This is a genomic window from Pseudomonas sp. LBUM1649 (assembly GCF_059716155.1).
On record NZ_CP166807.1, the window covers coordinates 3328553 to 3353140 of the forward strand.

Below are 24588 nucleotides of genomic sequence, written 5' to 3' on the forward strand. Positions count from 1 at the left end.
AATACGAGTCACCGCCAAGGCTGGTCGAAAATAGCGAGCCCCACTAACGTCAGAATAGAGAATGGGCCATGTCAGCAAGCTCCTTATCTGAATCATTATTGCCATCACTTTGCCGGCCAATATGGCCCATCACGCAGTGTGAGTTCATAACCAATTACAGCTGAAAGGAACCTCCCCACGGCGGGCCATGGATTACGGCACGCAAGCCGAAAACCAAGTCCGAACCAACGGCCAGGCTTATAAAAAAAGGGAGGACATCCATTGTCCTCCCCTCCTCTGTCCATGCTCCCTGCGACAATACCGATCAGGACCTCAAGTAGCCAGAATGAAGTCTGTGGCAGTCACGGTTGTTGCGTCGGCCACACCTACCAGGCGGATGGTGTCAGCTCCTCCGAAGCTGACCAAGGTATCCGCACCGACATCGGCGACAGTGACGCTGCCGGCAAAGGTTGCAGCAGTGATGTTGAACGCGGAAATATCGAGCCGATCCTGGCCTCCCGCCGCGTTGGCATCGAAGCTGATGATCTGATCGGTCCCAAAGCCCGCTGCGAACAGGAAGACATCGTTGCCAATACTGGCAACCATCATGTCGTTGCCGGCACCGCCTGTGACCGTGTCGTTGCCAGTACCGCCATCGATAAAGTCATTGCCGATGCCACCCAACAAAGTGTCGTTACCGATACCACCGAGCAACGTGTCGTTGCCATCGCCACCCTGCAGCAAATCGTTGCCGGTACCGCCATCGAGGCTGTCATTACCCAGCCCGCCCAGCAGCGAATCGTTGCCTGCTTCACCATTCATTACATCGCCCCCGTCACCGCCATCGAGGCTGTCATCGCCAGTGCCGCCGTTCAGGGTATCCGTGCCAATCCCACCCAACAGTTGGTCGTTACCGAGGTCGCCATTGAGCGTGTCGTTACCGCCGTTGCCGGTGAGGATGTCATCGCCGCTCTCACCACTGAGGGTGTCATTACCTGCCCCTGCGGTGATGACGTTGTTCGACCCGTTGCCGTTGCCAACGAAGTTGCCAACTCCGGTGTAGGTCAGATTCTCGACATTAGCATCCAGCGTGTAGCTGGCCAGCGCCGTCTGTACGGTATCCGTACCGCCACCTGCCACCTCGACCACCACGTCCGCGGCAACATCGACGACGTAGGTGTCGTTGCCGGCTCCACCCACCAACCGGTCAGCACCCGCGCCGCCATTGAGGACGTCATTACCGCCCCCGCCGGTGATGGTGTTGGCCAGCGCATTACCGGTACCGGTGAAGTTACCGGCACCGGTATAGGTCAGGTTCTCGACGTTGGCTCCGAGCAGGTAGCTGGCCAGACTGGTCTGCACCAGATCGGTACCACCACCCAGCGCCTCGGTGACAGTGTCACCGACGTTGTCGACCACAAAGGTGTCGTTGCCGGCACCGCCATTCATGGCATCCGCGCCGAGCCCACCGTTGAGGGTGTCATTGCCGTCCCCGCCATTGAGAACGTCGCTACCGACCCCGCCGGTGATGGTGTTGGCCAGGGTATTACCGGTACCGGTGAAGTTAACGGCGCCGAGATAGGTCAGGTTCTCGACGTTGGCACCCAGGGTGTAGCTGGCCAGCGACGTCTGTACGGTATCCGTACCGCCACCCGCCCCCTCGACCACCACGTCCGCGACTGCATCGACGACGTAGGTGTCGTTGCCGGCTCCCCCCACCAACTGGTCAGCACCCGCACCGCCATTGAGGACGTCGTTACCGCCCCCGCCGGTGATAGTGTTGGCCAACGCATTACCGGTACCGGTGAAATTACCGGCACCGGTATAGGTCAGGTTCTCGACGTTGGCAGCGAGCAGGTAGTTCGCCAGACTGGTTTGCACCAGGTCGGTACCACCACCCACCGCCTCGGTGACGGTGTCACCGACGTTGTCGACCACAAAGGTGTCGTTGCCGGCACCGCCATTCATGGCATCCGCGCCGAGCCCGCCGTTGAGGGTGTCGTTGCCGGCACCGCCACTGAGGACGTCGTTGCCGACCCCGCCGGTGATGGTGTTGTCCAGCGCATTACCGGTACCGGTGAAGTTACCGGCACCGGTATAGGTCAGGTTCTCGACGTTGGCACCCAGCACGTAGCTGGTCAGAGTGGTTTGCACCAGATCGGTACCACCACCCACCGCCTCCGTGGCGGTGTCACCGACGTTGTCGACCACAAAGGTGTCGTTGCCGGCACCGCCATTCATGGCATCCGCGCCGAGCCCACCGTTGAGGATGTCGTTGCCGTCCCCGCCATTGAGGACGTCGTTACCGACTCCGCCGGTGAGGGTGTTGGCCAGGGCATTACCGGTACCGGTGAAGTTAGCGGCACCGGTATAGGTCAGGTTCTCCACGTTGGCACCGAGCACGTAGCTGGCCAGAGTGGTTTGCACCAGATCGGTACCGCCACCCACCGCCTCGATGACGGTGTCACCGACGTTGTCGACCACAAAGGTGTCGTTGCCGGCACCGCCATTCATGACATCCGCGCCGGATCCACCGTTGAGGGTGTCGTTGCCGTCCTCGCCATTGAGGACGTCGTTGTCGGCTCCGCCGTTGAGAATGTCATTGCCAGTGCCGCCCAACAACAGGTCAGCACCGCCCAGGCCATTGAGTGTATCGTTCCCGCCCAGGCCATTCAGCACATCGTCACCCGTGCCGCCCGTGAGGATGTTCGCCGCAGCGTCCCCCGTAAGCACCACGCCAGGCGGTACCGCCGCCGTCGCCGCAGAGGTCACCGACTCCAGCGTGCCGAAGCCATCGGTGTAGCGCACAATCACCCGCAGTTGCAGATTGCCCTGCGCCCCACCAGGGGTGAAAGTCGCAGCGGTCGCGCCGTTGATGTCGGTAAAGGAAGCGCCGGTACCTTGCTGCCATTGGTAGCTGAAGGAGCCCAGCCCATCCACATCGGCAATCCCGGCCGTGAGCGCGCTCAGCACCTGCCCTTGTTCCGGTGTCGTATCGCTGATCAGCAACGCGCCTGTCGGTGCATCGTTAACGTTGGCCACCGGGTCCGAAGGGTCGGACGCCACGCTCTCGGCCACGCCGAAGCCATCCACGTAACTGACCACCACGCGCACCTGATCGCCGACCTGATCCTGAGTCAGCGTAAACGTGCTCCCGGTGGCTCCGGCGATGTTGACGAAGCTGACCCCGTTGGTCGCCTGCCACTGATAGGTGAACTGCGGATTGCTGAGACCATCAGCATCGATGATGCTCGACGGGTCAGCGGTCAACACCTGGTTCTGCGCCAAAATCCCGATAACGGTCGGCCCTACGGTCGGTGCGCTGTTCCCCGCCGAGTCGACGATCTCCAGCGTACCCTTGGCATCCTGATACACAGCCCGGACGCGGATGTTCAGGCCCGCTACATCGTCCGCCACCCGGTAGGTGGTGCCGGTCGCCCGCGAAGCTTCGCCGGCGGCGACAACGGTGATGTCTTCATAGATGCCTGTGCCAGGAATGTTTTCCACCTGCCAGTAGTAAGCCACTGCACCGGTTACCGCGCCGGTCGGATTGACCCCACTTACGTTGTCCGCATCGTGTACCGACCGACCGCTGACGCGCAGCAACTGGCCGGCCACGGGCGTATCGTCACGCAGACCGGTAGTATCATCGAGGATCGCCAGATGACCCGATGGACCCTCGTTCAAGGCGGTGCCAACATTGGAAGACTGCGCCAGGTCAGAGAACTGCAGACGCTCGATGCCTGTCAGGCGATCGACGCCATCACGCCCCGCCACCAGGTCGGTCACGATGACAGTATTGCCCTCGACAGCGATGATGTATTCCGTCGAATTACCGGAGAACAACGCGGTGTCGAAGCTGTCATTGCCGGTCAGAATCTCCCGCTTGATGATCAACTGACCCGGGTTGTAAGTACCGTTCAGCATGAACGGCACCATCGACTCCATGTTGTCGAACGTGGCGATTTCCGGGCCAGTGCCATCAGCATTCGCCCGTACGCTGATGCGTACGTTCAGCCACTTGTCACCATCGATGATGTCGTCACCACCGCGACCTTCAATCAGGTCGCTGCCGCTGCCTCCGAGGATGATGTTGCCGCCGTCGAAGAACGTCGCTCCGGACGGCAGCACATCCGCCAGGCCGTCGATCAGGTTGATGTTGGTCAGCACACTGCCGGTTGCCCCCGCACCGGGTAGCGATGTTGCATCTTCGTTATCGCCGCGCAGGAAGTCACCGTGCGATGAACCCGACAGACCTTCCATGATGTCGAAACGCACCAGCGCCGAGGCCCCCGAACCCGGTACCAGCGGTACATCGAAAAAGCGGTCGCTCATATCGATGCTCACGCCCTGGGCGAGCCCCTTGAAGGTCGCCCAGTCATAGCCGGAGCCGCCGATATAGCGATCACCGAAGCCGAGACTGCCGACCATGATGTCGTCGCCGCCTTCACCGTTGAACTTGTCGTTCTCGCCACCACCAATGAACACATCGTTGCCGATGATCGGGTCGTTGCCCAGCGGGTCGAAGTTATCTCCAGGCGCACCGTCGGAGGTGCCCTTCTCGATCCAGTCGTCGCCTTCGTTACCCATGTCCTGTTCGTTGGCTTTGCTGCCCAGGATGAAGTCGTTGCCCTGGCCACCAATGGCTTCGGAAGCATCCTCACCGGTCACGATGAAGTCATTGCCGAACCCGCCAATGATCAGGTTGACGCCGTTGCCACCGTGCAGCACGTCGTTGCCGTCGCCACCCTGGATGTTATCGTCGCCGCCGGCGTCAGTGATGATGTCGTCGCCGGCGCCACCACGCAGTTGGTCGTTGCCGTCACCGCCTTCGATGCGGTCGTTGCCGCCGTCACCCCATACGGTGTCATCGCCTTCACTCGCTATGAGGATGTCTGCACTGTTGGTACCGCCCAGCACGATGTGCTCTTCACCCGAGTACCGGATGTAGTTGCTGTCCGGCCCCGCCGTCAGCGGGTTGTCGCGGAACACCACCTGGTGATTGTTGTCGTCAAGCGGATCGGCGTTGCCCAGGCCATCGTTGTACTGCTTGGAGTTGTCCACTTCCAGATAGAACCCCGGGTCCGAAAACACCAGGCCTGGCAAGTGCGTGGCCGAGGTGTTGGCCATGATCAGCTTGGCGAACGAGTTGCTTTCAAGTTCCGCATTCATCGACAGGCCAGCGGTACGCTCCAGGTAATAGAAGCGGTCGCCGTCCTGCAGTTTTTCCAACTGGTTCTCGAACACGAAATTGAAGGTCGAGCCGAGCATGCCGCCGAACGGGGTTTTCTCTTCGGCCAGGCCGCCGATCCACAGGTCGATGGCATCGACGCCCGTGATAGTCACGCCTCTTAGATCGTCGGCAGTCCCCAGTTCCCCATCCTTGCCGGCCCGCGTCACGTTGGCCCACGTGCCGGTGCCGTTGAGGAAGGCCAGACGGTCGGCGGGCTCGTTAACACCACCATCGCCAAATACGAGTAACATCGCCGCGGCGCGCTTGGCTTCTAAAGTGGTTGCTGAGGTAATCGTGCTATGCGTGCCATAGGCCGCGATGAAGTTGATCAACGACTCCGGATGTTTGAGGTGCTGCACCAGGTCGACCCAGCTGGTGTACGGCTTGAGTTGGGTATCGCCGGTCTGACTGTAGATGTCGCGGCGGATCGCGTTGAGTGAGGGAATCCCCACGTCGCGGCCACGGGCGATGTTGATCGCCGGCAGGTCGAGCGGCAGGCCGAGCAGGTTATTGCGCAGCGCCTCGGTAACGAACTCGTCGATTTCGTTACCGGCTTGCCGAGTCACCCCGCGAATGATCGCAGCGGTCGCATCCTCAGGCGTCACGCCACTGGCGGCGTACGCCATCGGGTTCAGGAACGCCGCGATCAAACCGAGTTGCTGATCGGGATCAGCGCTGTTCGGATCGCCAACCACGTTGAAATTGACGTCATAGCGATCGACAGTCTCGGTCAGCATCGAGTGGCCAAACCGGTACACGGTGTGGGCGAACTCGGCGACGATCGAGGCATCGAGGTCGACGTCATAGACTTGGGTCGGTGCGAAGAACAGGTCGATGTTGGGCTGGATGGTCCGCGCAAACTCCTCGAACACCAGGTGCTGATACTGCATCTCGGTGCCGAACTTGGCAGCCTGGAACAAGCGCTCGCCATTCCACACCAGCGCATCGATCTCAGCCTGGTTGGCTGGCAACGCGCTCACCGGAGTGAGCAGCCACTCGTTGAGAAAGGCCACGTCAGCCGCATCGAGCACCGTGTCCATGGTCTGCGCGACCAGCCGATTGTGCTCGGCGTGGAAGATCGCATGCACCGCGGTCAGGCCGATGTTCTCGTTGACCCGGCCGTCGCCGGCGATGTAGTGCGCATCCAGCAACTCGTTGTCGTAGGCCCGGTTGGCCCCGGTTTGCGGATTGACCGGCACTGAATTGCCAGTCAGGGCATCCGTATCAGGAACGAGCACGCCACCGCTGAACACCGGCACTGCATTGTGGGCAATGTCGGCGAGGAACTGGTGACCGGTGCGCACAGCGTTGGTCAGGTCGACCGGATCAAGCGGATTGCCTTCGACCAGAACGTCATCAGCCGTGCCGCCCAGACCGTCAGCCCCCTTCATCACGACCATCGGGAAGCCGTTCGGGCCCTTGATGAAATTGCCATAGGCGTCGGTCGCCAACAGCGGGCCGCTATTGACGTCGGCATCGGTTAGACGAATACCCAGGATGTCGTTGGCCTGCGCCTTGACCACCTTCCAGGTGGCCATGCCACCGATTTCGGTGTCGTCTGTGGTGCCAAACTTGCCATCCCCCCCCAGGTCACGGTTAGTGATCAGCCTGCCGGTCGCTATGGGGCCGTTGTCGGTAAGCTCATAACCGCGCAGGAAAACCTGGTGCGAGGGGTGCGAGCTATAGGTCTGGTTCTGGTCCACGAACGGCGAGGTGGTATTTGTGTGCTCACGGACGTCGTCGGCCGTGCCGAGAACGCCATCCGCCCCTGGCTGGTTGGTCGCGCGGGTCAGCACCATGAAGTTGGTGTTGCCGCCTGGCACATACAGCGGATCATCCGGTTGCAGCGGGATGAAGATGGTGCCCGAACCGCCTTTGGTGAGCAGGTCGAGACCATGATCGAAGAACTGCCCGAAGAAGGTCATCCAGGCGTTGAACGGCGCGGACAACCCCGCATCCGCGGTGGTGTTCTCGAACAGGTACACATCGTGGTCGTCGCCCGTACCGAACTGACCATCCATGCCGGGGCTGGCGACGATCCGTACGCCATCCTTGAGCACGTCGTCGTTATCCTCCGCGCCGAAGTTGAGCACACCGTCCGCCCCCGGGTCGTAAGCCGTGGCATAGGCCGCCGGGTTGTTCGACGTCTGGTCGACGATCAGATTACTGATGGTGCGCGGCTGCGAGTCAAACACAAAGCCGCTGGTTTGCTGATACGACGATCCCGGAATAGCCGGCGAGCCGGGGCCGAAGAAACCGGCAGGAACACCTTCCGCCGGATTGAAGACCGGATCGGTCACCCGCGGAAAGACGTTATCGGCAGCACCATATTGAGTGTTGTTGATGCCGTTGAGGTTCATCAGGTTGTTGTTCGACCCGTCGACCGTACGCAGGCCCAACGGCGCGCGGATATTCGGGATTAGCGAAAGGATGTCCTGACCGGACGCGTCAGCCTCGGCAATCTTGATCTGATCAAGGATGAAGTTGAGGTCGGAGCGGACCATGTGAAGGCCTTCGCCACCGGCCGTGGCATCGACGACAGGTGCCGGTGTGGTTGGCACAACCGGCGCGCCGGGAACCACCGCGGCAGTCGGCTGCGAGAACAGCACCTCAGTCGTGCCATGAGCATCCTGGTAGATCGCCTTGACACGCAACGACAACCCGGCGAGGTCAGGCGAAACCTTGAAGGCGGTGCCATCGGCACTCTGGAACGCCAGGTCGCCGGCCGGCAACAGGATGATGTCCTCGAAAACACCGCTACCTGGGTCTGACTCGAACTGCCAGTAGTAGGACACCGAGGCGTTAGTGATAAAACCCTGGAGATTGCCCACCGCGACGTTGTTGGCATCGCGCACCCCGGCCATGCTGACACTCAGCGTGTCGCCCACCGTTATCGCGCCGCCGTTGCCATCGGTGAGGGTCGGTCTGCCCAGCGGTTGGGCATTCAGCCCCTGCACCAGCACTCGCTGGGAATCGGCGAACTGCAGGCGTTCGATATGCAGCAAGGTATCGGTGCCGTCGCGACCCACTTCGGTATCGGTCACCGTCCAGACATCATCCGCCACACTGGCCGTGCCACGGGTGTCAAGCGTCACCACATACTCGGACTGGAGCCCGGAGAAAATGGCGGTGTCGAAGGCCGCCCCGCCCGTAGAGGTGCCGGGCAGGATTTCCCGCACGGCCTTGAGCTGACCCGGGTTATAGGTGCCGTCGAGCATGAACGGGATCATATCGACCATGCTGTCGAAGGTGGCGATCTCGGGGCCGGTATGATTGACGTCACCGGCGTCATACACCGCAATCCTGACGTTGAGCCATTTGTCGCCATCGATCAGATCATCGCCACCGCGACCCTCGATCAGGTCGCTGCCATTGCCGCCCAGGATGATGTTGCCCGTGGCAAAGCCGGTAGTGGGCAAACCGGCATCGGCCAGAAACTGCTCCAGTCCGCGGATCAACGCCACATTGGTCAGCGCACTGCCCGTGGTGCCACCGTGGTCGACGATAGTGACCGCATCAATATTATCGCCCTTGAGCACATCGCCGAATTGCGAACCGGACAAGCCTTCGACCTCGGCAAAACGGTCGAGGATCGAGGCCGGCGAGGCGCCGACCGGATTGAACGGCCCGTTGTTCTGGTTGGGTCCGTTGCCGTGTGGCTGCGCCAGCGCAGCCATGGTCAGGTCAACGGTCACGCCGACCCGGTCATTTTTGTGGGTTACCCAGTCGAAACCGGACATGCCGTCCATATTGTCCTGGGCATCGCTGCCGACAAAGATGTCATCGCCACCCTCGCCGATCATTTCGTCGAAGCCACCACCACCGACAAAGATGTCGTTGCCGATCACATCGTCATTGAGCAACGGCGAGTTGTTATCGCCAGGCGCGCCGTCCTGGGTGCCTTTCTCGATCCAGTCATCGCCTTCGTTGCCGATAGCTGGCAGGTTGGTCTTGGCGCCGAGGATGAAATCGTCACCCTGGCCGCCGAAGGTGGTGCTGATGTCTTCAGTAGTGACAATGAAGTCCTGGCCATCGCCCCCCAGGATCAGGTTGCCGCCAGCCAGCATGCTACCGGCGATGATCACGTCGTTACCGGCATTACCTTCCAGACGGTTGTCGCCGAAGGAGTCGGTGATGATGTCATCGCCCGCGCCGCCCAGCACCGCATCGTTGCCGGCGCCGCCTTCGAGGCGGTCGTTGCCGCCGTCGCCGTAGAGGGTGTCATCGCCGTCACCCGAGATGATGATGTCATTGCCGGCGGTGCCGCCAAGGACGACATGGTCTTCACCGGTGTACTGCAGATAGTTACTGTCCAGGTCTACGGTGTCGGGGTTGTTGCGGATCACCAGCGGCACGATTTCCACGCCGTTGATCATGATGCCGCCCGTTGGATCGGCTTTGCCATCCACGCCAAGGTTGGTGAACTGATTGGCCTTGGTCACTTCGAGGGTGAACGTCGGCGTCAGGAACACGGTGTTCGACAGGTGAGTGACATCGGTGTTGAGCATGATCAGCTTGGCAAATGAGTTGTTCTCCAACTCGGCGCCGAAGTTCAGGCCCGCGACGCGCGACAGATAGTAGAAGCGGTCGCCGTTCTGCAACGCCTCCATCTGGGTTTCAAACACGAAGTTGAACGTCGAGCCGAGCATGCCGCCGAAGGGCATCTTCTGCTCGGCGAGGCCACCGACCCAGAAGTCTATGTCGTCGAGGCCTGTGACCGTAACACCCGTCAGGTCGTCGGCAGTCCCCAGCCGCCCATCCTTGCCGGCCAGCGTCAGGTTGGCATAGGCGCCGGTGCTATTGAGGAAGTCCAGGCGGTCATCCGGCGAACCCGTACCACCGAATACCAGCGACAAGGCTGCAGCGCGTTTCTCTGCCAGCGTGGTCACCGACGTAATTGATTCATGCGTGCCATAGGCCGCGATGAAGTTGATCAACGACTCGGGGTGCTTGAGGTGATCGGCGAAGTCGGCCCAACTGATGTAGGGCTTGAGCTGGCTGTCGCCGGTTGATGTGTAGAACTCACGGCGCGCTTCATTCAACGTGGGGATGCCAGTTTCGCGACCGCGCGCCAGGTTCAGGGCCGGCAAATCGAGCGGCAGACCGAGCAGATTGTTGCGCAACGCTTCGGTGACGAACTCGTCGATCTCGTTGCCGACCTGGCGGGTCACACCACGAATGATCGCCCCTGCCGCTTCGTCCGAAGTCGCCCCGCTGCCGGCGAACGCCAGCGGGTTGAGGAAGGCCGCGATCAGCCCGAGTTGCGAGTCCGGGTTGTTCGGGTCAGTGAGGAGCGGATTGAACTCGGGGTCGAAGCGATCGACGGTTTCGGTCAGCATCGAGTGACCGAAGCGGTACACCACGTGGGCGAACTCGGCGAGGATTGCCGGGTTGATCGAGGTGTCATACCCGTTGGGTGCAAGGAATTCGTCGATCTGCGGTTGAATGGTCCGCCCGAACTCCTCGAACACCAGGTGCTGGTACTGCATCTCGGTGCCGAACTTGGCGGCCTGGAACAAGCGTTCGCCGTCCCACACCAACGCCGCGATCCCGGCAGGTGTAGTCGGTATCGCTGTCACGTCGTCCAGCAGCCACTCATTGAGGAAGGCCAGGTCGCCAGCGGCAAGGAGGGTGTCCTTGGTTTGCTGGACCAGGCGGTTGTGCTCGGAGTGGAACACGTGGTGCACGGAGGTCAGGCCGATGTTCTCGTTCACCCGGCCGTCGCCGGCAATGTAGTGGGCGTCGAGCAGTTCGTTGTCATAGGTCAGGTTGTTGCCGCCCGCGCCAACGTCCTGCGCATTGCCGGTAGCGGTATCGGCATCTGCCTGCAGAACCCCGCCGACGACGACCGGCGCGGCATTGTGGGCGATGTCGTCGAGGAAGCCATGCCCGGCGCTCACGGCGTTGGCCAAGCTGATCGGAGCACCCCGGTTGCCTTCGACCAGTTGCGTGACGTCATCGGCCGTCCCGCCGATACCGTCGACACCGTTACTGAAGCGCATCACCACCTGCGGCATGCCGCTCGGCCCCCGGATGAAGTTGCCATACGCATCGGTTGCCAGCAGCGGCACGCTGTGCACATCGGCATCGGTCAGGTTGATGCCGAGAATGTCACGGGCCTGGGCCTTGACCACTGCCCAGGTCGCCATGCCGCCATTTGTGCCGTCGCCATCATCGGACGTGCCGAACTTGCCATCGGCGCCGAGATCGCGGTTGGTAATCAGGCGCCCCGTTGCCACAGGGTCGCCTGCCGCGTTGAGGGCGTACTCGCGCAGGAACACCTGATGCGAGGGGTGCGAGCTGTAGGTTTGGCTCTGGTCTACGAACGGCGAGGTGGTGTTGGTCTGGCCATCATCGGCAGTGCCGACTATTCCGTCCGCGCCAGCGGTACTCACTGCACGTGACAGCACCATGAAGTTGGTCGGGCTGTCCAGTACGTACAATGGATCGTCCGGCTGCAGCGGAATAAACACGAAGTCGGTACTGCTCTTGGTGACCAGGTCGAGGCCGTGGTCGAAGAACTGGCCGAAGAAGGTCATCCACGAGTTGAAGCTGGCGGTCAGACCGACGTCCGGCGACTGGTTGGGGATGAAAAACACTTCCTTGTCGTCTGCCGTGCCGAACACGCCATCCAGCCCGGGACTGATCACCGGGGTGGCCCCGCCGTTCGCCGCAACCGCGGCCGGGTTATTGGCGGTCTGGTCGACGATCAGGTTACTGATGGTCCGTGGCTGCGAGTCGACCACCGTCCCTGCCCCGGCGTATGCCGCTCGATACTGGGCATCGAGCAGGCGCAGGAAGGAATTGTCCGCGGCGCCAAACTCGCTTTGCCCGGCGACAAGGTTGTTGTAGCTGCCATCGACGGTTCGCAGACCGAATGGCACCTGACTGTTAGGTAGCAAATCACTGAGGCTGGCGCCATTGGCATGCGCTTCTGCGATGAAGATTTGCTTGAGTATGAATTCCAGGTCCGACTTGTTGAAATTGGCCATTTTCTATTGTCCTCGATCTCTCTGGGGGAAAGGCACGGGACGAAAGAATCCTCCCACGCCCAGTCAGGTGCTGGCTTGCGTAGTTCATTGGTTCAGTTGTATGGCGAGAGCAGGCGTGGGTTAGGCAAAGCCGTCACCCGGCGCCCGAAAATGCGCGCCTGGAATTCGCGCAATGAATTGCTCGCTGAGCGATTAGGCAGAGCGATCCCGAGCCGGGGGTGGGCCATGGAATCGGGAAGTCGAAGCGAACTTCCTGAACAGCTCCGTGCAAAAGAACGAAATGATCGACATGTTTGCTCCTTCAGGACAATCACCGTGCCTTGCATTGCCAAAGTGTTGGCTGGCTTCGGCCGGGCGATCTCCCAACATGACTAAAGTTCCATAGCAAAAAACTGTCAATATTACGCCGCAAAAACAGACGACCGGCATTTGACCTGCCAACTAGCTGTTCTTGAACGATATATAGGCAATGTTAAGCACTAATAGAGCGAAATGTTATTTAAAACTGTATCGCTAGAGAAACAAACGCCACCTACGCTGCTGCATGTGAATCGCCGAGAGAACTACAGCTTGCGTCGACAAGTTACTTGGGGAACTACATCTACTTGATAGTCAATTACATTTACTGGCAGCTGGTGCGCCGCAAGGGCAACCGGCTTTTCGGTGAGGGAGGATCAAATGCAAAAGCAGTCGAGCACCCGCTCAGAACTGGCCGACACGATCTTTCGCCTGCGCCGCAGTTTTTACTCGCTGGCAGCGTTCAGTGGCGTTATCAACGTCATGATGTTGACGCCAGCGGTGTACATGCTGCAGGTCTATGATCGGGCCTTGGTCAGTCGCAACGTCACAACATTGACGATGCTGACCTTGCTGGTGATAGGGCTGTTCTTGCTGATGTCCACGCTGGAAATGGTCCGCACCCGCGTACTGATCCGGGTCGGCAACTGCCTCGATATGGACCTCAACCGGCGCATCTTCACCGCCGCCTTCGAGCGCAACCTGAGCCGCGCCGGAGGCAATCCGGCCCAGGCCCTGCAAGATCTCGCGCAGGTTCGTCAGTTCCTCACCGGCAATTCCCTGTTCGCTTTCTTCGACGCGCCGTGGACGCCGATCTACCTGCTGGTCGCCTATCTGATCCACCCGCTGCTGGGACTACTCACGCTGATCGGTTCGCTGATCCTGGTGGGCCTGGCTTATCTCACCGAAAAGGCAACGCAGAAGCCGCTGGCCGAAGCCAATCAGGCCGCCCTCTCCTCCGCCACTTACGCCAACAATAACCTGCGCAACGCCGAGGTCATCGAGGCCATGGGCATGCTGCCGTCAATCAGCAAGCGCTGGTACCAAAGCCATTTGCGCATACTGGAAATGCAGACCCTGGCCTCCGACCGCGCCGCCATCATCAGCAGCACCGGACGCTTCGTGCGTATCACTTTGCAGTCGCTGATCCTCGGCGCCGGCGCGCTGCTGGCGATCGAAGGCAAGATCACCCCGGGGATGATGATTGCCTGCTCGATCCTCACTGGCCGCGCGCTGGCTCCGGTGGAACAGGTCATCGCGTCGTGGAAGCAGCTGATTGGCTGCCGTTCGGCCTGGGGCCGGTTGAACGAGATGCTGAACGACTATCCGCGCCGGCCACCGAGCATGTCACTGCAGCGGCCGCTGGGCATGCTGGCGGTGGAGAATGTGTATGCCGGTGCCCCCGGTACCAACAACACGATTCTGCGCGGGGTGAGCTTCAGTCTTGTCCCCGGCGAAAGCCTTGGCGTTATCGGCCCGTCCGCCTCGGGCAAATCCACCCTCGCCCGCCTGCTGGTTGGCGTCTGGCCGGCGCAGGCCGGCAAGGTGCGCCTGGACGGCGCGGACATATTCACTTGGAACAAGGGCGAACTTGGCCCCTGGCTCGGCTACCTGCCACAGGACGTGGAGCTGTTCGAGGGCAGCATCGCCGACAACATTGCGCGCTTTGGCGAAGTGGACAGCGACGCGGTCATTCGCGCCGCCAAGATCACTGGCGTGCACGAGATGATCCTGCGTTTTGCGCAGGGTTACGACACTCGCCTGGGCACCGATGGCAGCCCGCTGTCTGGTGGTCAGAAGCAACGCATTGCCTTGGCCCGCGCGCTGTATGGCGAGCCCAATCTGATCGTGCTGGATGAGCCGAACGCCAACCTCGACGACGTCGGCGAAAAGGCCCTGGTCGATGCCCTGGCCGAACTCAAGGGCCGCGGTGCCACCGTCATTCTGATTTCCCACCGTCCCAACGTACTCTGCGCCGTCGACAAGGTGCTGATGCTGCGTGACGGCGGCGTGCAGATGCTCGGCACGCGCGATGAAGTATTCGCAGCGCTGCGCAAGGCCAGTGTGATGCCTGCAGGCGCGCCGACCCCGCTGGCCTCCGTCAAAGCACGGGAGTGACCGATCATGCAAATGAGCCAACACACCGAGATGATTCAAGCCGATCCCAGGAGCGTAATAGACCTGGACGTCGGTAAACCCGCGCGTTGGGGCGTGTGGCTGGTGCTCGCCGGCTTCGGCGGCTTCCTCCTGTGGTCCTGGCTGGCACCGCTGGATGCCGGCGTGGTAGCGACAGGCACGGTCAAAGTCACCAGCAATCGCAAAGCCGTGCAGCATCTCAGCGGCGGTACCGTGGAGGCCATTCTCGTTCGCGAAGGCGATGTGGTGACAAAAGGCCAGGAGGTGGTCCGCCTCGACTCGTTGCGTGCCGCTGCCGAACAGGGTGCGGTTGGCGCCCAATACATCGTCAGCAAGACTGTGGAAAACCGCCTGGAAGCGGAACGTGACGCCCGCGATGTGGTGAGCTTCGATCCCGAGTTGCTCAAGCGCTTCGGGAATGACCCCCGCCTGGTGGCCGCCATGGACCTGCAACAGCGCCTGCTGGACACCCGGCGCGCCGGTCTCGCGGGTGAAATCAGCATCCTGCAGGAAAACCTGGCGGCGTCGACGGTGCAGCTCAAGGGCCTGCAGCAGGTCTTAAGCGCCCGCGCCTCGCAAATCAACTTCCTCAACCAGGAACTGCAAGGCACCCGCGTTCTGGCGGCCGAAGGCTATGTGCCGCGCAACCGCTTGCTTGAGCTGGAACGCAGCAATGCCGACCTTTCTGCCGGCCAGGCCGAGAACCTCAACAATATCGCTCGTGTGCGTAGCCAGGCCACCGAAATCAAGTTGCGCATCCTGCAGCGCCAGCACGATTACTTGAAGGAAGTCGAATCGCAGCTGACTGACACCGCCAAGGAAAACACCACCCTGGCCGACCGCTTGCGCGCGCTGGACTATGAAGTGACCCACACGGTGATTCGGTCGCCCATCGATGGCATGGTCCAGTCCCTGAGCATTGCCACAGTCGGGGGAATCATTCAGCCCGGCTTCAAGATCATGGAAATCGTTCCGGTCAACGAACCGCTGCAGGTCGACGCGATGATTCCCGTGCAAGCCATCGACAAGATGGTCCCCGGCCTGCCCGTGGACATTGCCTTCCCGGCCTTCAACCATGCCCAGACGCCAAACATTCCCGGCCGCGTGAAGACTATCTCCGCCGACCGTCTGCTCGACGAGGAAAGCAAGCAACCGTTCTATCTGGCTCAGGTGGAAGTCACGCCCGATGGCATGAGCCTGCTTGGCAGCAATCACATTCGCCCCGGTATGCCCGCCAGCGTCACCATCAAGACCGGCGAGCGCAACTTGATGAGCTATCTACTCAAACCGATGCTCGAGCGTGTGGACAGCTCCTTCAAGGAACAATGAAATGGACCGTCATTGCATATTCTTCTGCCTGCTGGGGCTGTCTCTGCCGGCCAGCGCCATGGACCTCAAACAAGCCTGGGATCTGTTGCAGTACCAAGGTCCTGTTTACCGCGCCGCCGTGCATGAAAAAGCGGCCGGCGAGGAAAACCGCGCCATCGGCATGGCCGGCCTGCTACCGCAGATCAATGCCTCGGCCTACGACAACAAGGTCAATGGCACCCAACGTCAGAACAGCATCGACAGGGATCTCGACTACGACTCCAAGGGCGCTAACGTGCGCCTGCGCCAGCCACTGTTCAACAAACAGAAGATGGCCGAGTACCGCCAGGGTAAGCAGCGTGCCGACTACAGCGTCGCGGTGTTCGATGCCAAGAGTCAGGACGCCGCGGTGCGCCTGGCCGAAAGCTATTTCGACGTGCTCCTGGCAAGCGAAACCATCATCCTGGCCAAGTCCAAGCTGAGCGCCTTCGATGAGCAACTCGCCTCGGCGAAACGGCGCATGGAGCTGGGGGCCGGCACCGTCACCGACATCGACGAGTCGGTCGCTCGCCGCGACCTCGCCGAGGCCGAACTGATCGAGGCGCAGGACAACTTGGTCAACGCGCGCCGCAAGCTGGAGGAATATATTGGTGAACCTCCCGAATCACTGACCACCTTGCAGCCGGGCTTCGATACACCACCGCTGCTACCGAGCAACTTGCAGGACTGGCTGGTCAAAGCCCAGGCCGATAGCCCGCTGATCCTTGCGCGCCGTCATAGCAGCAACCTCGCCGAAGAAGAAGTGAAGCGCGCCAGGGCTGGCCACTGGCCAACTCTGGATTTTGTCGCCGGCTACACGGCGGGCGATAGCCAGTCAATCTCCGAGTTGAATCAACGCAACCGCTACAGCTCTATCGGGCTGGAAGTCAATGTCCCGCTGTTCAGCGGTGGAGGCGTCAGCGCGCTGACACGCCAGGCCAGCGCCAATAGCTACAAGGCCCAGGACGAACTCGACGCCACACGCCAGGAGGTCATCTCCGGAACCACCCGTGAATATAACGGTGTACAGAGTGGCGCCAAACGTGTTCGCGCGCTGGAGAAGGCAGTAGCGTCCAACGAGCGCTCACTGAGTTCGACACGCAAGGGCTTCAAAGAGGGGGGCACCAGCACAAACTCGGACGTCCTCAACGCCGAAGAGCTACTCTTCGTTGCGCGCCACGATCTGTTCGAGGCCAAGTTGCGCTATTTGATGTCGCGCCTGCGCCTGGCCTCTTCGGTGGGTAGTCTGGGTGACGACGATATCGACCAGATCAACAACTACCTCGGCCCGGAGCTGCTGGTAGCCAACTAACTTGCTCCTGCCGGCCGGTCGAGCCACATGATGGCTGACCGGCGCGCCACACCGGGGCAACTTCTATTCATATTTACCAAAATCCGGCTTGCGACCAGCTAATGATTGATGCTCGATTCAATTTTTCCATTCGCCGCCTCAATAAGGCCCTCTCCTTATGGGACGGAGGGCCTAGCAAAAACGGTTGTTGAAACAGGGCTACTACTATCACCATAACTGAGGAACTACACCCACTCCGCGGGGAATTTTTCACCGAATTAGAGGAATATCCCCCACTACCGTTTCTGCCATTTTCAACACTCTTAACAACTTGTTAATTAATTTGAACTTTTACTTCGCCCTGCTGTAGTGGCTCGTTAGTTGCTCCACCCCTACTACCCGCACAACTATCGTCCCGGACTTGGAGACGGCGGGGCATCACGCGAGGGGTGAAAAATGAAACGCGACACACCACCATGCCATTCCATCGACTTGTTGCGCAGGTCCAGCCTGCCCTGTGCAATGCTCCTCACCCTGACCACCGCCAATGCCGCGCCGCTCGACGATGTCAGCCAGCCGCCGCCGACGGACCCCTCGGCGTATACCAATCCTGCGGCCGACCCGGCGGCCGCACTGCAAGCCATCAAAACAATGCCGGCGGCCAACCAGGGCGCGATTGCCCTGCCCAACGGCGTGTATGGCGACCGCAACACCCCACGCGCCGACAACGTGTTACCGCCAAGTCTGCAGACATCATTCAAAATCCCCACTAACGGCAAACCCAGTCCGTTGTTCGGAGCCCAGCCCTTCACCCAGCAATTGCTGTTGCTCGAAGAATTCGGTACGGAAAAACTCGACCCGACCCTTCCGGCACCGCCGCTGACATTCCCTGTGCCCCTTGCCGGCCCGGCGCCGCAGCAGGACCCGGACAGCATCGCTCGCAGCGGCCCGTCGAAGGCGGCACTGGAAGCCTTTATGCGCCAGCCCGGGCTTTACCCGTTTCCGTCGCAGTACTCCAACGTGCTGGATCGCAACCCTTGGAAATCGCAGATCGAAGCCTTCCTCAACCGCCATCCGGTAGGTTCGCCGGCTGAGGGTCGTCCGCCAGGAAAGGGTTGGTCGCATCAACGCTGGAACGAGTTCTACCCGCAGGTCGCCTTCAAAACCGCGCAAGCCGGCGCCAGACTCAACGGCGGCATGCGTGACCGCCGACAGTTGCACAACTACGCCGTCGGTGAGTTCGGGCCTGGCGGGCTCTACTACCAGACCTCGGACATCCCGGCCACGACGGGCACGACCAAAGGCATCGACATCCGTTTTCACCCCAACATGCCGATTCAGAACCACAAGGCGCTATGGACCTTCGACGGCACCTTTCCGACAAAGCTGCTGATGGTGCGTTACGGCCAACCGGTGCTGATGCGTCACTACAACGCCCTGCCGATCGACCCGGCGGCCAATATGGGTTTCGGCCTGCACACCCTCAGTACCCATGAACACAACGGTCACACCCCGGCCGAAAGCGACGGCTATACCAATGCGTTTTTCTTTCCGGGGCAGTACTACGACTATCGCTGGCCAATGCAACTGGCCGGTTACGACACCATCAACACCAAGGCTGAAGATCCGCGCGCGGCGTTCCCTTGCGCCCCCGGCGAGACGCTGTTCGTCAACGACGCCAGCCCGGGGCTGAAGACCTGCAACAACGGCACCATCAAAATCCGTGGCGACTGGCGCGAAACCATGAGCACCCACTGGTTCCACGACCACATGCTCGATTTCACCGCACAGAACGTCTACAAGGGCAACGCGGTGATGATGAACTACTACAGCGCCCTGGACCGTGGCAACGAAGCGCTGCAAGACGGCGTCAACCTGCGCCTGCCGAGCGGTTCGGCGCTGCCCTGGGGCAACCGCGACTATGACGTCAACCTGATGCTGGCCGACAAGGCCTGGGACAAGAACGGTCAGCTGTGGTTCAACCCGTTCAACACCGATGGCTTCCTCGGCGATCAGATCCTGGTCAACTGGCAGTACCAACCGCGCCTGAAAGTGCGGGCGCGCAGTTATCGTTTCCGCATTCTCAATGGCTCGGTGTCGCGCTACTTCAGGATCGCGCTGGTGCGTGAAATCGCCGGCACCGGTGGTGAATTCCCAGGGCCTTCCGGTTCCCGCCTGTCTTATACCCGCGTGCCGTTCCACCTGATCGGCAACGACGGCAACCTCATGGAGCACGCCGTACCGTTCGACGGCAGCATGGACCTCGATGGCGACGGCGATACACAGGACCACAACGCCATCCTGCCCACCCAGGGCATCGCCGAGCGTTTCGACATCATCGTCAACTTCGCAAAAAACGGGATCAAGACGGGCGACAAGCTGTACTTCGTCAACCTGATGGAGCACCAGAACGGCAAGGGTCCGGAGAATACACCGCTGAGCCTGGCCGATGTACTGTCCGGGAAGTACAAGGCGGTGCTCAAGCTGGGCAGCAAAGGGTTGGAATGGGACAATGGCGACCCGGTGGTGGGCAAGTTCATGCAAATGATCGTGCAGCCTTATTCCGGCCAGGACGTGAGCATGAACCCGGCCGACTATGAACCCGCCAAACCGGGCAAGGCGGCCGGTAAAACCATGATCCCGCTGACCCTCAACCGTGATGATCCAGCGGTCCAGGCCAAACTTAAACTGGCGCGGCATCGCGAGTTCATTTTCGGCCGTTCCGACGGCACCGACGAAGAACCGTGGACCATCAAGACTGACGGCGGCTTCGGCTACAGCATGGACCCGCGCCGGCTCAGCGCCGCCCCGCAACTGGCCAACGGCCCGACCGATGGCGGCTACAGCGGCGACGGTACCCTGGAAGTGTGGAAAATCAAGAACGGCGGCAACGGCTGGCACCACCCGGTGCACGTACATTTCGAAGAAGGCATTGTCCTCAACCGCGACGGCAAGGCACCGCCGGAATGGGAAAAGTGGGCGCGCAAGGACGTCTATCGCATCGGTGAAGGCATCGACAGTTCGGTGGACGTGGAAATAGCCATCCGCTTCCGCGAATTCGCCGGGACCTACCTGGAGCACTGCCACAACACCCAGCACGAGGACACATCAATGTTGCTGCGCTGGGACATTGAGAAGCCCGGCCAGTTCCAGTTGATGCCAACACCCCTGCCCGGCTGGGACGGCGTTACCTACGTGAACTCTGCGGCGCTGCCGACCTTCCGCACTGGCGCTAAAGATGGCGACGATGTAATCGAGAATAAAAAACCGATCGCCAAACCCGACAGCGCCATCAGCAACAACGGCCAGCCGGTGACCATCAACGTGTTGGCCAACGACACCGACCCGGACGGTCATGTGCCGCTTAAAGTTGCAGGTCTTGCGCAACCGGACTCCGGCAAGGGCACGGTCAGCACTGACGGCTTACGTGTGAGCTACACACCACCGACCACAGTCGCCGCGCCGTTCACCGCGACCTTTACCTATCAAGCCCGCGATACCAAGGGCGCGGAGTCGCCAGCAGCGACGGTGTCCGTGGCAGTATCGAAACCAGCAACCCGCTGACAAATGTCAGTAACGACCACCGTCGGCCCGAGCCCGACGGTGGTCATCCTTTGCAATGTAGAATTAGCTAACCCTCCATGACGCCATTGCCTTCCCCATCACATGGGAATTGTCCCCAGTGTTGGCGGTATTTCCCCAGGCATGCGTGTTCTTCCGCGCTGACGAATGCCGGAAAAATTCAATTTTTCTCCGTCTCAAGCACTAAACAGTACGATTACTGACTGCCTGAATAACGTTATGTACGTCTTGAATTCTTGGCACAGAGAATGCTCGGTAATCATCCAGGATTCATTGAGTGGTTCGAGTAGCTAGAACTGCATAAGCAGCATGCATAGGACACTCCCCATGCAACTAACTTCATCTTCTTTCAGCCCCCTACCTCCAGGGGGAGTAGCCGACCCAATTGCGCCGACAAAACCGTCTGACCTCCTGCGGTGGTTTTCGATCGTCAGCTTCATACTGATCAGCGTGATAGCTGTCGGGTTGGGGTCAGTGTCGACCCGTTTCCTGGTCATCGAGAGCCTGGAGCGCGACGCCCTGTTATCAGCACAATTTATCCAGACCATCGCCAAGGGTGAGATACGCCACCACGGTTTGGACGGGATGCGGATGGGCGACGTCTTGGCAGCCACCCAATATGGAATGCTGTCGCAAGAAATGGCGCAGAACAGGCACCGTGCCCGCTCCGAGTTCCTCGACCACCTTTCGCACCTCCCGGACTCACTCCTGATCAGCATCTACTCCCCTCTTCGGACAGTGATGTGGTCGACCAATGCGCAGCTTATTGGACAACGCTTTCTCAACGATAAGGCGCTTGAAGCGGCATTCAGCTCGAAAGACCGGGTTTCCACCAAATACAGCAATGCTGATGAACGCCGGCCCGAACAGCAATTTTTGTTCGCCCCCAAAATGTTCTTCATCGAAAGCTACATCCCCCTGGTAGATGATCTGGGGAATACTCTGGCGGTGGTGGAGATTTACAAGGAGCCCGCCGATCTGATCGAACGCCTCAATCGCGGCCATTGGATAATCTGGTTGTCTACCGCAGTGGGTGGGCTGCTCCTTTACTTCGGGCTGTATTGGATTGTTCGACGAGCATCGATTCAGCTGGCATCACAGGAGGCCCAGCTCGTCGCCAACAAGACCTACGTTGGCCTGGTCGAGATGTCCACGGCAGTCTCTCATAGTCTGCGTAATCCCTTGGCCTGCATCCGCTCCAGCGCTGAATTGGCAAACGAAATGGACGGCCAACCCGCCAAGAAGAATATCGACGATATTGTCAGCCAAGTGGATCGGATGTCGCAGTGGGTGCATGAATTGTTGCTGTGCTTGCGACCGATCCATGGAGAAGCGCAAATGGTGGAACCGATGATTCTGGTACAGGCCACGTTGGCCGGTTTCAGCGCGCAACTGGCTCAATCAAAAATCCAGGTCGAGTTCAACAATGAGCCCACCCCTCGGATCATCAGTAATCCACTTTTGCTGTCGCAAATTCTTAATAGCGTCATCGCCAATGCCATCGAGGCAATGCCGGGCGGCGGGAAGCTAACCATCCAGGCGAGTGTGGATGACAGTCATCAATGGCTGCATCTGATCATTGCTGACACCGCGCAAGGGACGTCACGACAACAGGAAATGATGGCGTTCAAGACCTTCTACACCACCAAGCAAGGCAAGCTGGGTATAGGACTGATCATGGTGAAACAGATCATGGAAAGTTTTGGTGGAGAAGCCGTTCTGACCCACCACGAAGACCAGGGAACATCAATGCACTTGAGTTTCAGAGTCGTGGAAAGAAGAGCCAGTGGGTTGCGCTAGCCTTCGCGCAGCTCTCGCAGATCCGTGGAGGCCATATGAGGGGAGCCTACAGATTTTGGAAAATCGTACGTTAAGGTTTTTCGACCTGTTGTAGGCCTGCCAGGTTGATGTGTTATCCAGCCCTATCGATCTTCACGGGTGTGCCACAGGCGCAGCAGGTAGATCGTGGAATCCACTATCTCGTAACGCATCTCGTAATGGCCAATCTGAATTCGGCGCACATCCCTTGGCTCGAACTCTTCCAGGCGTTCGCCAATGCGCGGGTTGGTCAGCAGTGTGATCGGTGCAGCCGTGAGTTGCTGCACTGTTTGTGCAGCGGCAGGCTGATTCACCGTCGCCAGAAACTCGTACAACCGGGTAATGTCGGAAAGTGCCTTGCTTGTCCACTTCAACTCCATCAGCGCGGCACCGGCAACGGAGTATCGGTGCTGAGGCTATCAGCCCAGGCCTGGACAGCCTGGTGGTCAATCACGCGACCGGCGTCAACATCGGCCAGGGCTTCGCGAGTCAGGCGACTACGCTCTTCTTCCTGTTCTATCCAGGCGGACAGAGCCTGCTTGACGATCCAGTTTTTGGAGCGTTCCAGACGTTCTGCCATCAAATCGACCTTTTGGGCCAGTTGCTCAGGGACATGAGCCGTGACAGATCGGGTTTTTGCGGTGGTTGCCATGATGGGGTGGTTCCTGATCGTTATATCTTCTTGAAAAGGGTTGGCCGCGCTTCCCTCTTTTAGTTGGTAGCACACTTCCACGCCGAACTGCGCTGGTCGGCATCCTGGAGAATCAATGAGCTGGAGTGGTTCATTGGTCTGTCCTTGGTGATTCGCTCTGCGCCACTATGCTGCAATATGAACCATAGCTAATCATAATGAATAACAAACCGGGGTCAAGTGCCGCTGTCAATCTGGGCCACAAGCATGTCCGCGCTCACGGGGCGACATACCCTTGGTAGCGTGATGCCCTTCGCGCGACATTCACTGCTGACACCGACATCATAATGAGGGGACGCTCTTCGACGCCGTGGGTTTGCGACTCCGCGGCTTACGCTTGACGGCTGGAACCTTTCGCACCTGCGTCAATTGTTGCTCCAGCGTTTCAGCACGGGCCTGCTGCGCCGCGGCACGTTGCTGGGTTTGACTGAGCTCGATCTGGATCGACTCCTGCCGCCGTTGCAACTGCTCGACGTGCCGACCGGCCTCTTTGAGCTGGGTCGACATTGCCTTGCCCTCCTCCCGCGCGCGGTCCACCTCTCGATGCGCACGATCTTCGACTCCGCGAACGTAGCTCTCCTGCGCGACGCGCTCCTGCTCGGCCTTGAGCCGCAGCTCTTGCAGGCCTTCCTGTAACGTCAGATTTTGCTGCTGGGCCTCAGCGCGCTCGCGCATCAAGACATCACGCTGATGCTGCAAATCCTCGATCTGCATCTGGCGCTGGGATAACAGCAATTCCAGATCAGTTAAACGCAACTCGACAGCCTGACGGCCGGCCGCGGCTTCTGCCACCTGTTGGCGGCCCTTTGCCAGGTCCTGACGCGCTTGGTCTTCGACCTCCGCCATTCGATCGCGCTCGGTAGCCAGCACCTCACGCTGTTCCGCCAAGGTCTGTTCGGCGACGCCCTGTGCGAGATAGATGGCCTGCTGCCACACCGCGACAAAAGCCTGCGACACCTCGCCCGGCAGTGCCGGCAGACGTGTTTCGCCATTCAAGCGCTCAGCCAGACGCGACCACCATTGATCGAGCAAGCCGCCAACCCGTGCCGGACTGCCCCGACCGAGCTCCAGGCGCACACGTTCCACTGTTGGCCGCTCACCACGGGCCAAAACCGCATCCGCAGCGGCAAACACCTCGTTTTCCGGTACTCCTACTGCCATGGCTCACCTCCGGGTATATTAGGTCTGATAATGAAAGATTATCCGACGTTATATTTTGAAT

Annotated in this window: 9 protein-coding genes; 5 read left to right on the forward strand and 4 right to left on the reverse strand. The window is 60.2% G+C overall.

Annotation, left to right across the window (positions count from 1 at the left end):
* Window positions 1-312 precede the first annotated feature (312 nt).
* The gene (locus ACA058_RS15470) at window positions 313-12204 is read right to left on the reverse strand and encodes a peroxidase family protein (protein WP_497639838.1); all 11892 of its coding nucleotides are present in this window, start codon (window positions 12202-12204) and stop codon (window positions 313-315) included.
* 678 nt (window positions 12205-12882) lie between these two features.
* On the opposite strand from ACA058_RS15470, the gene ACA058_RS15475 reads away from it, so the two are divergent.
* From ACA058_RS15475 to ACA058_RS15495, 5 genes are all read left to right on the forward strand, one after another.
* Window positions 12883-14619: a type I secretion system permease/ATPase gene (locus ACA058_RS15475; protein WP_497634761.1), complete on the forward strand. Its 1737-nt coding sequence runs from the start codon at window positions 12883-12885 to the stop codon at window positions 14617-14619.
* A 6-nt stretch (window positions 14620-14625) separates the two neighbouring features.
* A complete protein-coding gene (locus ACA058_RS15480) occupies window positions 14626-15966 on the forward strand; it encodes an HlyD family type I secretion periplasmic adaptor subunit (RefSeq protein WP_497634762.1) in 1341 nt (446 codons plus the stop codon).
* 1 nt (window position 15967) lies between these two features.
* Window positions 15968-17296, forward strand: coding sequence for a TolC family outer membrane protein (locus tag ACA058_RS15485; RefSeq protein ID WP_497634763.1), 1329 nt, complete (start codon window positions 15968-15970; stop codon window positions 17294-17296).
* A 435-nt stretch (window positions 17297-17731) separates the two neighbouring features.
* The gene (locus tag ACA058_RS15490; RefSeq protein ID WP_497634764.1) at window positions 17732-20839 is read left to right on the forward strand and encodes an Ig-like domain-containing protein; all 3108 of its coding nucleotides are present in this window, start codon (window positions 17732-17734) and stop codon (window positions 20837-20839) included.
* Window positions 20840-21184: 345 nt separating this feature from the next.
* Complete coding sequence (locus ACA058_RS15495; RefSeq protein WP_497634765.1) at window positions 21185-22657, forward strand: sensor histidine kinase; 1473 nt, start codon at window positions 21185-21187, stop codon at window positions 22655-22657.
* A gap of 122 nt (window positions 22658-22779) precedes the next feature.
* Here the strand turns inward: ACA058_RS15495 and ACA058_RS15500 are convergent, their stop codons facing one another.
* From ACA058_RS15500 to ACA058_RS15510, 3 genes are all read right to left on the reverse strand, one after another.
* On the reverse strand, window positions 22780-23055 hold the full coding sequence (locus ACA058_RS15500) for a type II toxin-antitoxin system RelE/ParE family toxin (protein WP_497634766.1): 276 nt from the start codon (window positions 23053-23055) through the stop codon (window positions 22780-22782).
* On the reverse strand, window positions 23055-23327 hold the full coding sequence (locus ACA058_RS15505; protein WP_497634767.1) for a CopG family ribbon-helix-helix protein: 273 nt from the start codon (window positions 23325-23327) through the stop codon (window positions 23055-23057). The genes ACA058_RS15500 and ACA058_RS15505 overlap by 1 nt, the downstream gene beginning before the upstream one ends.
* A gap of 321 nt (window positions 23328-23648) precedes the next feature.
* Entirely contained in the window at window positions 23649-24527 is an 879-nt protein-coding gene (locus ACA058_RS15510; RefSeq protein WP_497634768.1) for a DNA-binding protein, read from the reverse strand.
* Between the last annotated feature and the right edge of the window lie 61 nt (window positions 24528-24588).